Source organism: Pseudomonas sp. NPDC087342 (assembly GCF_044744265.1).
GTDB classification, from domain to species: Bacteria; Pseudomonadota; Gammaproteobacteria; order Pseudomonadales; family Pseudomonadaceae; genus Aquipseudomonas; species Aquipseudomonas nunensis.
The window spans coordinates 42326-55232 of sequence record NZ_JBIUXZ010000015.1; the positions used below are offsets into that span (position 1 = coordinate 42326).

General features: G+C 61.7%; 14 protein-coding genes. 12 read left to right on the forward strand and 2 right to left on the reverse strand.

Annotated elements, in window-relative coordinates; translation table 11 throughout:
• From nrdR to ACIOYV_RS23590, 12 genes are all read left to right on the forward strand, one after another.
• Nucleotides 1-405 (forward strand): transcriptional regulator NrdR (gene nrdR, locus ACIOYV_RS23535; RefSeq protein WP_401327448.1); only part of this gene is annotated, 405 nt, incomplete at its 5' end.
• Nucleotides 402-1535, forward strand: coding sequence for a bifunctional diaminohydroxyphosphoribosylaminopyrimidine deaminase/5-amino-6-(5-phosphoribosylamino)uracil reductase RibD (gene ribD / locus ACIOYV_RS23540; RefSeq protein ID WP_401327450.1), 1134 nt, complete (start codon nt 402-404; stop codon nt 1533-1535). The genes nrdR and ribD, both read left to right, overlap by 4 nt.
• 46 nt (nt 1536-1581) lie before the next feature.
• The gene (locus ACIOYV_RS23545) at nt 1582-2244 is read left to right on the forward strand and encodes a riboflavin synthase (RefSeq protein WP_054616781.1); all 663 of its coding nucleotides are present in this window, start codon (nt 1582-1584) and stop codon (nt 2242-2244) included.
• Between the two features lie 16 nt (nt 2245-2260).
• Complete coding sequence (gene ribBA / locus ACIOYV_RS23550) at nt 2261-3352, forward strand: bifunctional 3,4-dihydroxy-2-butanone-4-phosphate synthase/GTP cyclohydrolase II (RefSeq protein ID WP_054052341.1); 1092 nt, start codon at nt 2261-2263, stop codon at nt 3350-3352.
• A gap of 91 nt (nt 3353-3443) precedes the next feature.
• Complete coding sequence (gene ribE, locus ACIOYV_RS23555; protein ID WP_003185938.1) at nt 3444-3920, forward strand: 6,7-dimethyl-8-ribityllumazine synthase; 477 nt, start codon at nt 3444-3446, stop codon at nt 3918-3920.
• Complete coding sequence (gene nusB / locus ACIOYV_RS23560) at nt 3917-4417, forward strand: transcription antitermination factor NusB (protein ID WP_054052342.1); 501 nt, start codon at nt 3917-3919, stop codon at nt 4415-4417. Before ribE ends, nusB begins: the two co-directional genes overlap by 4 nt.
• An 18-nt stretch (nt 4418-4435) precedes the next feature.
• Nucleotides 4436-5401: a thiamine-phosphate kinase gene (gene thiL / locus ACIOYV_RS23565; protein WP_401327455.1), complete on the forward strand. Its 966-nt coding sequence runs from the start codon at nt 4436-4438 to the stop codon at nt 5399-5401.
• Entirely contained in the window at nt 5398-5901 is a 504-nt protein-coding gene (locus ACIOYV_RS23570) for a phosphatidylglycerophosphatase A (protein ID WP_054052346.1), read from the forward strand. Before thiL ends, ACIOYV_RS23570 begins: the two co-directional genes overlap by 4 nt.
• 22 nt (nt 5902-5923) lie before the next feature.
• Nucleotides 5924-6655, forward strand: coding sequence for a substrate-binding periplasmic protein (locus ACIOYV_RS23575; protein ID WP_401327458.1), 732 nt, complete (start codon nt 5924-5926; stop codon nt 6653-6655).
• A gap of 349 nt (nt 6656-7004) precedes the next feature.
• The gene (ribA, locus tag ACIOYV_RS23580) at nt 7005-7622 is read left to right on the forward strand and encodes a GTP cyclohydrolase II (protein ID WP_054052350.1); all 618 of its coding nucleotides are present in this window, start codon (nt 7005-7007) and stop codon (nt 7620-7622) included.
• The gene (locus ACIOYV_RS23585) at nt 7619-8038 is read left to right on the forward strand and encodes an MFS transporter (protein ID WP_401327462.1); all 420 of its coding nucleotides are present in this window, start codon (nt 7619-7621) and stop codon (nt 8036-8038) included. Before ribA ends, ACIOYV_RS23585 begins: the two co-directional genes overlap by 4 nt.
• Entirely contained in the window at nt 8038-8838 is an 801-nt protein-coding gene (locus ACIOYV_RS23590; RefSeq protein ID WP_401327464.1) for a cobalamin-binding protein, read from the forward strand. Before ACIOYV_RS23585 ends, ACIOYV_RS23590 begins: the two co-directional genes overlap by 1 nt.
• A gap of 122 nt (nt 8839-8960) precedes the next feature.
• Here the strand turns inward: ACIOYV_RS23590 and ACIOYV_RS23595 are convergent, their stop codons facing one another.
• Nucleotides 8961-10844, reverse strand: a complete 1884-nt coding sequence (locus ACIOYV_RS23595; protein ID WP_401327467.1) for a TonB-dependent receptor domain-containing protein — start codon at nt 10842-10844, stop codon at nt 8961-8963.
• A gap of 138 nt (nt 10845-10982) precedes the next feature.
• Nucleotides 10983-12881 (reverse strand): 1-deoxy-D-xylulose-5-phosphate synthase, encoded by a 1899-nt coding sequence (gene dxs / locus ACIOYV_RS23600; protein ID WP_290024424.1) that lies wholly within the window; start codon nt 12879-12881, stop codon nt 10983-10985.
• Nucleotides 12882-12907 lie beyond the last annotated feature (26 nt).

Here is a 12907-nt window from a genome sequence, read left to right on the forward strand (position 1 = left end):
GAGGGCGAACAGGTGCGCCGCCGGCGTGAATGCCTGGCCTGCGGCGAGCGTTTCACGACGTTCGAGACCGCCGAACTGGTGTTGCCGCGCCTGATCAAAACCGACGGCAGCCGTCAGCCGTTCGACGAAGAAAAACTCCGCGCCGGTATGCAGCGGGCGCTGGAGAAGCGCCCGGTGAGTGTCGAGCGCCTCGAATCGTCGCTGGTGCACATCAAACACAAACTGCGCGCCACCGGCGAGCGTGAGGTCAAATCCCTCGTGGTCGGTGAACTGGTGATGGCCGAGCTGCAAAAGCTCGACGAAGTCGCCTACATTCGTTTTGCCTCCGTGTATCGGCGCTTCCAGGACTTGAACGAGTTCCGCGAAGAGATCGATCGCCTGGCCCGTGAGCCGGTGAAAGAATGACCACCCCCCCCGAACAAGCCATCCTCGACGCCCATTACATGGCCCGCGCCCTCGAACTGGCGCGCAAAGGTCACTACACGACGCACCCCAACCCACGGGTTGGCTGTGTGATCGTGAAGGACGGGCAGATTGTCGGCGAAGGCTGGCATGTGCGCACCGGCGAACCCCACGCCGAAGTTCACGCCTTGCGCGCCGCTGGCGACAAGGCTCGGGGCGCCACCGCTTACGTGACCCTCGAACCGTGCAGCCACCATGGCCGCACGCCGCCCTGTGCCGATGCGCTGGTGAATGCCGGCCTCGCCCGTGTAGTCGCGGCGATGCAGGATCCGAACCCGTCGGTGGCCGGTCGCGGCATGCAGCGTCTGGCCCAGGCCGGCATCGTCATTGAAAGCGGCGTGCTGGAAGGCGAAGCGCGCAAACTCAATGAAGGTTTCCTGAAGCGCATGGAACACGGCTTGCCGTTCGTGCGGGTCAAGTTGGCCATGAGCCTTGACGGTCGCACGGCGATGGAAAGTGGCGAAAGCCAATGGATCACCGGCCCGGCCGCACGTTCGGCGGTACAACGCCTGCGCGCCCAGGCCAGTGTGGTGCTGACTGGCGCCGACACGGTGCTGGCGGATGACGCGCGTTTGACCGTGCGTGCCGCTGAACTGGGCCTGGACGCTGAGCAAACTGCCCTGGCCATGAGCCGTCCGCCGCTGCGCGTGCTGATCGACGGTCGCCTGCGCGTGCCGCTGGATGCGCCGTTCTTCAAGGCTGGCCCGGTGCTGGTCGCCACCTGCATGGCGATTGAAGAACAATACGCCAACGGCCCGGAATGCCTGATCGTGGCCGGCGATGATGGTCTGGTGGACCTGCGCAAACTGCTGGTCGAGCTGGCCAATCGTGGGACCAACGAAGTGTTGGTCGAAGCGGGTCCGCGCCTTGCCGGGGCTTTTGCCCAGCTAGGCCTGGTGGATGAATTCCAGATCTTCATCGCGGGCAAGTTCCTCGGCTCTACGGCCCGGCCATTGCTGGACTGGCCGCTGGCGCAAATGAAAGACGCGCCTGAGCTCAAAATCACCGAAATTCGCGCGGTTGGCGATGACTGGCGAGTCATCGCCATTCCTGTGCCGGCAGCGAGCGTATAATTCCCGGCCTGCGCCACGCGACGGCTTTGTTCTCGAGGAGGACTTCATGTTTACCGGCATCATCGAATCCATCGGCAGTATTCGTGCATTGACCCCAAAAGGCGGAGATGTGCGGGTCTACGTAGAAACCGGCAAGCTCGACCTGAGCGACGTCAAACTGGGCGACAGCATCGCGGTCAACGGCGTGTGCCTGACGGCGGTTGAATTGCCAGGCAACGGCTTTGCGGCAGACGTCAGTCGTGAAACCCTCGACTGCACCGCCATGAATGATCTGAAAAGCGGCAGCCCGGTCAACCTGGAAAAAGCCCTGACCCCGACCACTCGCCTTGGCGGGCATCTGGTCAGCGGTCACGTCGATGGCGTGGGCGAAGTGGTTGCCCGCACCGAGAATGCACGCGCGGTGGAATTCCGCATCCGCGCGCCGAAAGACCTCGCCAAGTACATCGCCCATAAAGGCTCGATCACCGTCGACGGCACCAGCCTGACCGTGAACGCAGTCGATGGCGCCGAGTTCTTGCTGACGATCATTCCCCACACCCTGAGCGAAACCATCATGGCGTCGTACCAGCCAGGTCGCCGGGTGAATCTGGAAGTGGACTTGCTGGCACGTTATCTGGAGCGCCTGTTGCTGGGCGACAAGGCCGCAGAGCCGACATCCGGGAACATCACTGAAAGCTTTCTGGCCGCCAACGGCTACCTCAAATCCTGACTCAAGGGGGTGCCTTGTGGCGCTCAATAGCATCGAAGAACTGGTTGAAGACATCCGCCAAGGCAAGATGGTCATCCTCATGGATGACGAAGACCGCGAGAACGAAGGCGACCTGATCATGGCCGCCGAGTGCTGCCAGCCTGAACACATCAACTTCATGGCCAAGCACGCCCGTGGCCTGATCTGCATGCCGATGAGCCGCGAACGCTGCGAACTGTTGAAGCTGCCATTGATGGCACCGCGCAACGGTTCCGGTTTCGGCACCAAGTTCACCGTGTCGATCGAAGCCACCACCGGCGTGACCACCGGCATCTCCGCCGCCGACCGCGCGCGCACCGTGCAGGCTGCCGCCGCCAAGGATGCCAAGGCTGAAGACATCGTCAGCCCGGGCCACATCTTCCCGCTGATGGCCCAACCGGGCGGCACCCTCGCTCGCGCCGGCCACACCGAAGCCGCCTGCGACCTGGCGCGCATGGCCGGTTTCGAGCCGAGCGGCGTGATCTGCGAAGTGATGAACGACGACGGCACCATGTCCCGTCGCGCTGAACTGGAAACCTTCGCCGCCGAACACAACATCAAGATCGGCACCATTGCCGACCTGATTCACTACCGGATGATCCACGAACGTACCGTTCAGCGGATTGCCGAGCAGCCGCTGGACAGCGAACTGGGCCAATTCAACCTGGTGACCTATCGTGATTCCGTGGAAGGCGACGTGCACATGGCCCTGACCCTGGGCACCGTGTGCGCCGAAGAGCCGACCCTGGTCCGGGTGCACAACATGGACCCGTTGCGCGACCTGTTGATGGTCAAGCAACCGGGGCGCTGGAGCCTGCGCGCCGCCATGGCCGCGGTTGCCGAGGCGGGCAGCGGTGTGGTTTTGCTGCTCGGTCACCCGCTCGATGGCGACGTATTGCTGGCGCACATCCGCGAAACCGCGGAGCACATCCCGGCGAAAAAACCGACCACCTACAGCATTGTCGGTGCCGGTTCGCAGATCCTTCGGGACCTGGGCGTACGCAAAATGCGCCTGATGAGTGCGCCAATGAAATTTAATGCGATATCCGGTTTCGATCTGGAAGTTGTAGAATACGTGCCCTCCGAATAATGACCGGTTGTTTCCAGTCCTTGATTCGCGGTTAACACATCACTGAGGGACGCGTAGAAAACGCGTCCCGGCTCTTTAAGAGATCTAACGAATGACCCTGAAGACCATCGAAGGTACCTTCATCGCCCCTAAAGGCCGCTACGCTTTGGTAGTGGGCCGTTTCAACAGCTTCGTCGTTGAAAGCCTGGTCAGCGGTGCAGTTGATGCCCTGGTTCGCCATGGCGTGAGCGAAAGCGACATCACCATCATCCGTGCGCCTGGCGCCTTCGAAATCCCGCTGGTTGCGCAGAAAGTCGCTCAGAAGGGCGAATACGCGGCAATCATCGCCCTGGGCGCGGTCATTCGTGGCGGTACTCCGCACTTCGAATACGTGGCGGGCGAATGCACCAAGGGCCTGGCCCAGGTGTCCATGGAGTTCGGCGTTCCAGTCGCATTCGGCGTGCTGACCGTTGATTCCATCGAGCAAGCCATCGAACGTTCCGGCACCAAGGCCGGTAACAAAGGTGCCGAAGCTGCCCTGTCCGCTCTGGAAATGGTCAGCCTGCTGGCGCAGTTGGAGGCCAAGTGATTAGCGACGACAGCGATCAGTTCAACCCGCGCGATCCAAAGCCTGCGGATGCCGGCAAGCCATCGAAAAGCGTCAAGCGTCGCGAAGCCCGTCAGCTCGCGACTCAGGCGCTGTACCAATGGCACATGGCCAAGCAGTCGCTGAACGAGATCGAAGCGCAATTCCGGGTCGATAACGATTTCAGCGATGTCGATGCTGCCTACTTCCACGACATCCTGCACGGCGTTCCGGCGCACCGCACCGAGATCGATACTGCCCTGGCCCCTTGCCTGGACATTACGATCGAAGAGCTGGACCCGGTTGAACTGGCCGTTCTGCGCCTGTCCACCTGGGAGCTGATCAAGCGTGTCGACGTGCCTTACCGCGTTGTGATTAACGAAGGTATCGAGCTGGCGAAAGTCTTCGGTTCCACCGACGGCCACAAGTTCGTCAACGGCGTACTCGACAAGCTGGCCCCGCGCCTGCGTGAAGCTGAAGTGAAGGCGTTCAAGCGCTAACAAGCGCTTGTAGTTGCCATGGGCGAGTTTGAGCTGATCCGCAATTTCTTCGCCGCCGCGCCTTGTGCGCAGGGCGGCGAGGGTGTTGCTCTTGGGATCGGTGATGACTGCGCCTTGCTGGCTGTTCCTCTCGGGGAACAGTTGGCGATTTCTACCGACACCCTCGTTGCGGGTGTGCATTTCGCAGATCCTTGCGACCCGTTTTTGCTCGGTCAGCGCTCGCTGGCTGTCGCAGTCAGTGACCTGGCCGCCATGGGCGCCACCCCCGTTGCCTTTACCCTTGCCCTGACGTTGCCGACGGTGACCGCCGATTGGCTGGACGCCTACGCCCGTGGTTTGAATGTGATGGCGCAGAGCTGTGGCGTGGCGCTGATCGGCGGCGACACCACCCGTGGACCGCTGAGTTTGACCATGACTGTGTTTGGGCGAGTGCCGGCCGGTCAGGCGTTGACGCGCAGCGGTGCGCAGCCGGGTGATTTGCTGTGCGTCGGCGGTGAGCTGGGCAATGCGGCTGGCGCCTTGCCGCTGGTACTGGGGCAACGGACTGCTGATGCAGGCATCGCCGATCCGCTGCTGCGTCATTACTGGTCGCCGCAACCGCAACTGGCCCTCGGTCAGGCGTTGCGTGGCAGAGCCACGGCGGCGCTGGATATCTCCGACGGTCTGCTCGCCGATTGCGGGCACATTGCGCTCGCGTCGAAGGTCGGGATTCAGGTCGAGCGGAGCAAGCTGCCATTGGCCGCTGCGTTAGTCGCGTTCCTCGGCCAGACAGGCGCTGAAGACGCCGCCCTGAGCGGTGGTGACGATTACGTGTTGGCCTTTACCTTGCCGCCCGTCGAATTGCCTCGATTGCTGGCGGACGGCTGGCCGATCCATGTGGTGGGTCAGGTCGTGGCGGGGCAGGGCGTTGTGCTGCTGGACGCCGATGGACACGACATCACCCCGCCAACCCGGGGCTATCAACATTTTCGGGAGACACCGTGACAGATCATCCCAAACAGGTCCCGGCGGAATTCGTTCCGCCTTCGGTTTGGCGCAATCCCTGGCACTTCATGGCGTTCGGCTTCGGCTCGGGCACCTTGCCAAAGGCACCGGGCACCTGGGGGTCGTTAGTTGCGCTACCCTTTATCCCGTTGTGGCAGATGCTGCCCGACTGGGGTTACTGGCTGATGCTTGGCGTCACCATGCTGTTCGGCTTCTGGCTGTGCGGCAAAGTCGCCGACGATTTGCGAGTGCACGACCACGAAGGCATCGTCTGGGACGAGATGGTCGGGATGTGGATCACCCTGTGGCTGGTGCCGGAAGGCTGGTACTGGTTGTTGGCGGGTTTCCTGATGTTCCGCTTCTTCGACATTCTCAAGCCGTGGCCGATTCGCTGGATCGACCGCCATGTACATGGCGGCGTCGGGATCATGCTCGACGACGTCCTGGCCGGGGTCTTTGCGTGGCTGGGGATGCAGGGCCTGGTGTGGTTTTTCGCCTGAGTGGTGAAGCAGGGGACTAGGGATGGCTCGACGCTGGTTGATGATGGTTTTCGCGTTGTTTTGCTCGCTCGCCCTGGCGGGGGGAACCGCGCCGCCGTCCGTGATTCATCTGGCCAGCGAAGACTGGGAAGACTACACCGCCGCTGACGGGCATGGCCTGGGTTGGGACGTGTTACGAGCGATCTTCGAGCCGGCCGGGGTCAAACTGGACATCCGCACCGAACCCTACACCCGCGCCGTCGGCCTGGCCCAGCGTGGCGAAGTGGATGCCTGCGTTGGCGCTTATCACAATGAAAACAGTGACGTGCTCTATCCGCACTGGAACTTCGACACCGACCACATCTATGCCCTCGGCCTGGCGAGCAACCCGGCGCCGACCCCGGAAACCCTCGGCAACTATCGACTGGCCTGGGTGCGCGGCTACAAGTACCAGGATTACCTGCCGAACGTGCAACGCTTCAACGAAGTGGTGCGGCGAACCGGCATCCTGTCGATGCTGACCCATAACCGTGCTGACTATTACATCGATGCCCTGACCGAAATCGATTACGTGGTCGCCCGGGCCAGGGATCCGTCGCAGTTCCGCCGCACCCACATCGCCGAGTTGCCGCTGTACCTGTGCTTCGCCGACAACCCCAAGGCCCGGGCGCTGATGGCGTTGTTTGACCAGCGCATGGAACTGCTGGTGAAAAGCGGCCAGCTGAAACCGATCTTTGCGAAGTGGAAACAGCCTTATCCGTTTGATGCGAACTGAACGGTCAAGTGTAGGAGCGGTTAGCATTTGTAGCAGCTGCCGAGCCTGCGAGGCTGCGTTCGGCTGCGCAGCAGTCGTGAAATCAGGCCGCTCGGTGTATCAGGAAGACCGTGTTCTCAGATTTTACGACTGCTGCGCAGCCGAACGCAGCCTCGCGGGCTCGGCAGCTGCTACAAGTCGAACGTTGCCTTCGGCGGCGACTACGGAGTGTGCGCAGGCTGGGCGTAGACATCTCAGATCAAACTTTTTGATCGTTATGCCCCATAATTCAGCCTAAGCGTCTGAAGAAAGCTGCTGTTACAATGCCGCCTCTGCGAAACTCCAGTACTTATTGATCAGGAGCACACCGGTGCCTGTCGTTTTTGTCGCCGCTTCGAAGCTGCCAACGCCTTTTGCGCAATTCACCATGCACGGCTTTCTCGATGAAGAGAACGGACGCGAGCACGTGGTGCTCAGCCTGGGCGACTTCGCCGACGGCGCCCCGGTACTCGGCCGTTTGCACTCCGAATGCCTGACCGGCGATGCCTTGTTCAGCCAGCGCTGCGACTGCGGCTCGCAACTTGAAGCAGCGTTGCAGGCCATCGCCCGTGAAGGCCGTGGCGTGTTGCTTTACTTGCGTCAGGAAGGCCGTGGCATTGGCCTGCTGAACAAGATCCGCGCCTACGAATTGCAGGATGGCGGCGCCGACACCGTTGAAGCCAACGAGCGTCTGGGCTTTGCTGCCGACCAGCGTGACTACGCCATGTGCCTGCCGATGCTCCAGCACCTGGGCGTGAAATCCCTGCGGCTGATGACCAACAACCCACGCAAGGTCAAAGCCTTGACCGACATGGGCATTGTGGTCGCCGAGCGCGTGCCGTTGCACACCGGCCATAACCCGCACAACAAACTCTACCTGGCCACCAAGGCGAGCAAGCTCGACCACATGATGGGCAACGAGCATCAGGGCGAGGCGGACCGGGCGTGACCCGCGGCCAGGTTCGGCGGCGACTGTCCTTCAGCTGGTGGCAATACCTGGCGCTGGCGTTGCTGCCGTTGTTCGTGATCAACGGCGTGTTCGCCCAGAGCGAGGCGATCCTGCCGGTGCTGGCGATGCCGCTGTTCATTGCCGGTGTGGCCTCGATGTTTGTCAGCCTGAAGTTTTTCAATGGCTACAAACACGCGTTGATCGCCACCCAGAAAGCCCTCGACACCCCTGAAGAACCCGCCGCCTGGATTGTCCTGGCCGCCAAGCGCCGTATCGCATTCCTGGCCGCGAGCCTGCCGGCCTGGGTCGGTGCGTTGGCGGTATTCGTCGGCCTCGAAGCCGTGCCGCTGATGCTGCTGGCGTTGTCGACTGCGGTGCTGTTCTACCTCTACCGTATTCCGCGTCAACTCGGCTGATGCTTCGTCATTGGCTGGCGGTTTTGCTGCTGGCCGTCAGCGGCTCGGTCTATGCGGTTGAGCGCGTGGTCAGCCTCGCGCCTTCTCTGTCTGAAATCGTTGTAGAGCTGGGCTCCGCCGACTTGTTGGTCGGTGTGCTGGATGCCGGCGAGCGTCCTGCCGAACTCAAGGATCTTCCTTCCGTTGGGCGCTATGGTCAGTTAGACATGGAGCGCTTGCTCAGCCTCAAACCCGATCTGCTATTGCTCTGGCCCGGCAGCGTCGGCCCGGCCCAGCGTGAACAACTCAAACGCCTGAACATTCCCACCTACGTCGCCGAACCCCACAACCTCGAACAACTCAGCGCGCAGATTGAAGCGATTGCCACGCAACTTGGGCGTCCGGAGCGGGGTGTCAGGTTGGCGGCTGATCTGCGCCAGAAGCTGGAAAACTTGCGCCAACGCTATCGCCGGGACAAGCCGTTGCAAGTGTTCTATCAGGTCTGGGATCGGCCGCTGTACACCGTCGGCAGCGGGCAGATCATCAGCGATGCGCTGGAAGTGTGCGGGGCGCGTAACGTGTTTGCCGACCTGACATTGCCGGCGCCGCAGGTCAGCATTGAGGCGGTGTTACAGCGCAATCCCGAAGTGATTCTGGCCAGTGATCAGGCGCAGTTGGACGCGTGGAAAGCCTGGCCGCAGGTGACGGCGGTGGCGCGGGGGCAATTGTTGTTGGTGACGGACAAGGGGTTGGAGCGGCCGAGTGGGCAGATGATCGAGGCGACGGCCAAGTTGTGTCAGGTGATAGCGCCCGACCGTTGAGACCGAGGTGCGGCCTTCGCGGGCAAGCCTCGCTCCCACACTGCATCTGTGAACGCCACAAATCCCCTGTAGGAGCGAGGCTTGCCCGCGAAGAGGCCAGTCCAGACACCGCAAATTCAGGATCAGAGATCCGGCGTCCAGGTCACCCCAAACATCCAAGCCCGTCCTTCCTCGCGATACCCATACTGACCACCGTCATAACTGTACAACGCCCGGCTATAGCCCTTGTCCAGCAGGTTATCGACCTTCAGATCAAGCTTCACTTCCCGGTTCAACGCCCAACTGCTGCGCAACCCGAGCAAGGCATATCCACCCAACGGCTGCAGATTGTTCTCGTCGTCATAACTGCCACTCACCGCCTGCCAACTCACCCCCAGACCCAGACGATCAAACTGCCGATCCAGATCCAGGCTCAACGTGCGCCGTGCGCGCCGGGCCAGGGTGTGACCGCTGTCGCGATCCCGTGGGTCGATGATCGCCACGCCGAGGTTGCTCTGCCAGCCGAACAGTTCCTGTTTCAACGCCGCTTCGAAACCATTGATCCGTGCTGAAGCCACGTTCTGCGGGCGGTTGTTGCTGCCGAAGATAATCGCGTCTTCCAGATCGGTGCGGTACAGCGACGCTTCCAGGCGACTGCTTTCGGTCAACTGACTGCGCCATTGCAGCTCATAGCTTTTCGAGGTTTCAGGCTTGAGGTCCGGGTTGCTGAAGTCCGGGTAATACAGGTCATTGAAGGTCGGCGCGCGGAAGCCTTCGCTGTAGGTCAGCAACACATCGTTGTCCGGGTTCAACGGCAGGGTGAAGGTGCCGCTCCAGCTGTTCTGGCCGCCGAACTGCTGGTTCTGATCCCGGCGCAGGCCCAGTTCCGTGGAGAAACTGTCCGCCTGATAGCGATGCTGGATGAAAGCCGCGCGGTTCCAGCGACTGTCTTCGTCGAACGCAGTGCTGCTGTTGACCCGATCTTCGTACCAGTCGCCGCCGAGGATCAGGCTGTTGCGATCATTGAGGGTCAGGTCGTTCTGCCAGTTCACCGAATCGCGGTAAGTGTTGAACACCGTGCGCTCATCGCTGAGTTTATCGAGGGTCTTCTCGCGGTTTTCGCTGTGGCCGAATTCGACGCGGGTTTTCCACACATCGTTGATACGCGCGTCGACGTAACTGCTGACGCTGCTGACATCGAACTCACTGTAAGGCTGCTGCTGGAGTGATTCGAAGGTGTTCATGTCGAAGCGGCCGAACGGGTTGTCGAACTCGCTTTTGCCGTGGTTATCCAGCACGTTCGCGCCGATCTCGATGTCATCGGTGAGGGCGTGGCTGAGGCTCAAACTCACGGATTTATTGCGGTACTCATCGTGATCGCTGTCGCTGGGATATGACTCGTGAGTGCGGTCGATTCCGGCGGTTTCATCAAGGCTGGCGCCGAGATTGAAGCGGGTTTTCTCATCGCCACCGGACAAGCCGAGGCTGCGTTCCCACGTCTGATTGCTGCCAAACCCCACATGCAGACGCGGTTGCAGACCTTGTTCGCCGTCGCGACGGGTAAAAATCTGGATCACCCCGCCAATCGCATCGCTGCCATAAATCACCGAACGGGAGCCGCGCAACACTTCCACGCGCTCGATCTGTTCGATGTTCAGGTGTTGCAGGTTGCTGTCGCCCGACGTGGTGCTGCCGATGCGCTGGCCATCCACCAGCACCAGGCTCTGGGCCGACTTGGTGCCGCGAATGTAAATCCCCGGCAAGCTGCCGCGCCCACCGGTTTGCCCGACTTGCACGCCCGGTACACGGCGCAACAGGTCGGTGACGCTGCTCGGTTGCAGGCGGTCGATGTCTTCGCGGGTGAACACGGTGTTGGCGGCGCTGCTGTCGTTGCGCGCTTCGACCTGGCGGTTGGCGCTGATCAACACGTCGGGGAGCTTGAGGGCTTGGTCGCGTTCGAAGGTGTCGGCCAGGAGTTGACCGGCTGGCAGCAAGGTCAGCGTAAGAGCTAGGCGGGGGAGATTCATGATGTATTCGTAAAAATCGAAGAAAAACGCGGTCCTTGTAGGAGCGAGGCTTGCCCGCGAAGGCTATCTAACAGGCAACATAAATGTTGAATGTTACGGCCTCTTCGCGGGCAAGCCTCGCTCCTACAGGTCGGGGGGTTACTTGGCCAGCAACTGCAGGCGCTCACGCACCGACGCTTCAATCCCGGCTTCATCCAGACCACACTCCGCCAGCATCTGCGCAGGCTTGGCGTGTTCGACATAGCTGTCCGGCAAGCCCAGGTGCAGCATCGACTTGAGGATGTTCTCGCGAGCGAGGAATTCGCTGACCGCGCCACCGGCGCCGCCCATGATTGCGTTCTCTTCGATGGTTACCAGCAACTCATGGCTGCCGGCGATTTCACGAACCAGTGCTTCATCGAGCGGTTTGACGAAACGCATGTCGACCACGGTTGCATCCAGCGTCTCGGCGACTTTCAGCGCTTCGGCCAGTTGCACACCGAACACCAGCAGGGCGACTTTGTTGCCCTGACGGCGAACCACACCCTTGCCGATTTCAATCGGTTGCAGGTCTTTCTCGATGGTTGCGTTCGGGCCGTTGCCACGCGGGTAACGCACTGCCGCCGGGCCGTTGTACAGGTGGCCGGTGGTGAGCATTTTGCGCAGTTCGTTTTCGTCGCTCGGGGTCATCACCAGCATGCCGGGGATGCAGCGCAGGAATGACAGGTCGAAACTGCCCGCGTGGGTCGGGCCGTCTTCACCCACCAGACCGGCACGGTCGATGGCGAACAACACGTCGAGGTTTTGCACCGCGACGTCATGAATCAGTTGGTCGTAGCCGCGTTGCAGGAACGTCGAATAGATCGCCACCACCGGTTTCGCGCCTTCGCAGGCCATACCGGCGGCGAACGTAACGGCGTGCTGCTCGGCAATCGCCACATCGAAGTAGCGCAGCGGGAAACGCTCGCTGAACGCCACCAGATCCGAGCCTTCCTTCATCGCCGGAGTGATCCCGACCAGACGCGGATCAGACGCGGCCATGTCGCACAGCCATTCGCCGAACACACCGGAATACTTCGGCCCGCCGGACTTCTTCGGCGCAGCGGCCGGCGCATCGACCGGTTCCAGTTTGGTGATCGCGTGGTAACCGATCGGGTCGACTTCTGCCGGGGCGAAGCCTTTGCCTTTCTTGGTGACGACGTGGAGAAATTGCGGGCCTTTCAGATCGCGCATGTTGCGCAGGGTCGCGATCAGGGTTGGCAGGTCGTGGCCATCGATGGGGCCGATGTAGTTCCAGCCCAGCTCTTCGAACAGCGTGCCCGGGACCAGCATACCCTTGGCGTATTCTTCGGTACGTCGGGCGATTTCCCAGGCGCCGGGCAGGCGCGACAGGACCTTCTTGCTGCCTTCGCGCATGCTCGCGTAAGTGCGGCTGGAGAGGATCTTCGCCAGGTAATTCGACAAGCCACCGACGTTGCGCGAGATCGACATGTCGTTGTCGTTGAGGATCACCAGCATGTTGGCGTTGACTTCCGGCGCGTGGTTCAGCGCCTCGAAAGCCATGCCGGCGGTCAGTGCGCCGTCGCCGATCACGGCAATCGCCTTGCGATCACTGTTTTGCAGGCGGGCGGCAATCGCCATGCCCAGCGCTGCGCTGATCGAGGTACTGGAGTGGCCGACGCCAAAGGTGTCGTACTCGCTCTCGGAACGCCGCGGGAAGGCTGCGACGCCGTCCTTCTGGCGCAGGGTGCCCATGCGCTCGCGACGGCCGGTGAGGATTTTGTGCGGATAAGCCTGATGACCCACGTCCCACACCAGCCGGTCGTCCGGGGTGTCGAACACGTAATGCAACGCGATGGTCAGCTCGATGACGCCCAGGCCGGCACCGAAATGCCCGCCGGTCTGACCGACCGTATAGAGCAATTCCAGGCGCAATTCATCGGCCAGGGTTTCCAGCTCGGCTTCACCTAACCGGCGCAGGCCGTCCGGCGTGTTGGCGCGGTCGAGCAGGGGCGTGGTCGGGCGCTTGCGGGGAATCTCATGAAACGTCGTGGGCATCAGGCGAATCGTTATAGGTATAGAAG

Coding starts and splice junctions, on each gene's coding strand:
- ribD (WP_401327450.1), top strand. CDS start 402: ATGACCACCCCCCCCGAACAAGCCATCCTCGACGCCCATTACATGGCC.
- ACIOYV_RS23545 (WP_054616781.1), top strand. CDS start 1,582: ATGTTTACCGGCATCATCGAATCCATCGGCAGTATTCGTGCATTGACC.
- ribE (WP_003185938.1), top strand. CDS start 3,444: ATGACCCTGAAGACCATCGAAGGTACCTTCATCGCCCCTAAAGGCCGC.
- thiL (WP_401327455.1), top strand. CDS start 4,436: ATGGGCGAGTTTGAGCTGATCCGCAATTTCTTCGCCGCCGCGCCTTGT.
- ACIOYV_RS23575 (WP_401327458.1), top strand. CDS start 5,924: ATGGCTCGACGCTGGTTGATGATGGTTTTCGCGTTGTTTTGCTCGCTC.
- ACIOYV_RS23590 (WP_401327464.1), top strand. CDS start 8,038: ATGCTTCGTCATTGGCTGGCGGTTTTGCTGCTGGCCGTCAGCGGCTCG.
- ACIOYV_RS23595 (WP_401327467.1), bottom strand. CDS start 10,844: ATGAATCTCCCCCGCCTAGCTCTTACGCTGACCTTGCTGCCAGCCGGT.
- dxs (WP_290024424.1), bottom strand. CDS start 12,881: ATGCCCACGACGTTTCATGAGATTCCCCGCAAGCGCCCGACCACGCCC.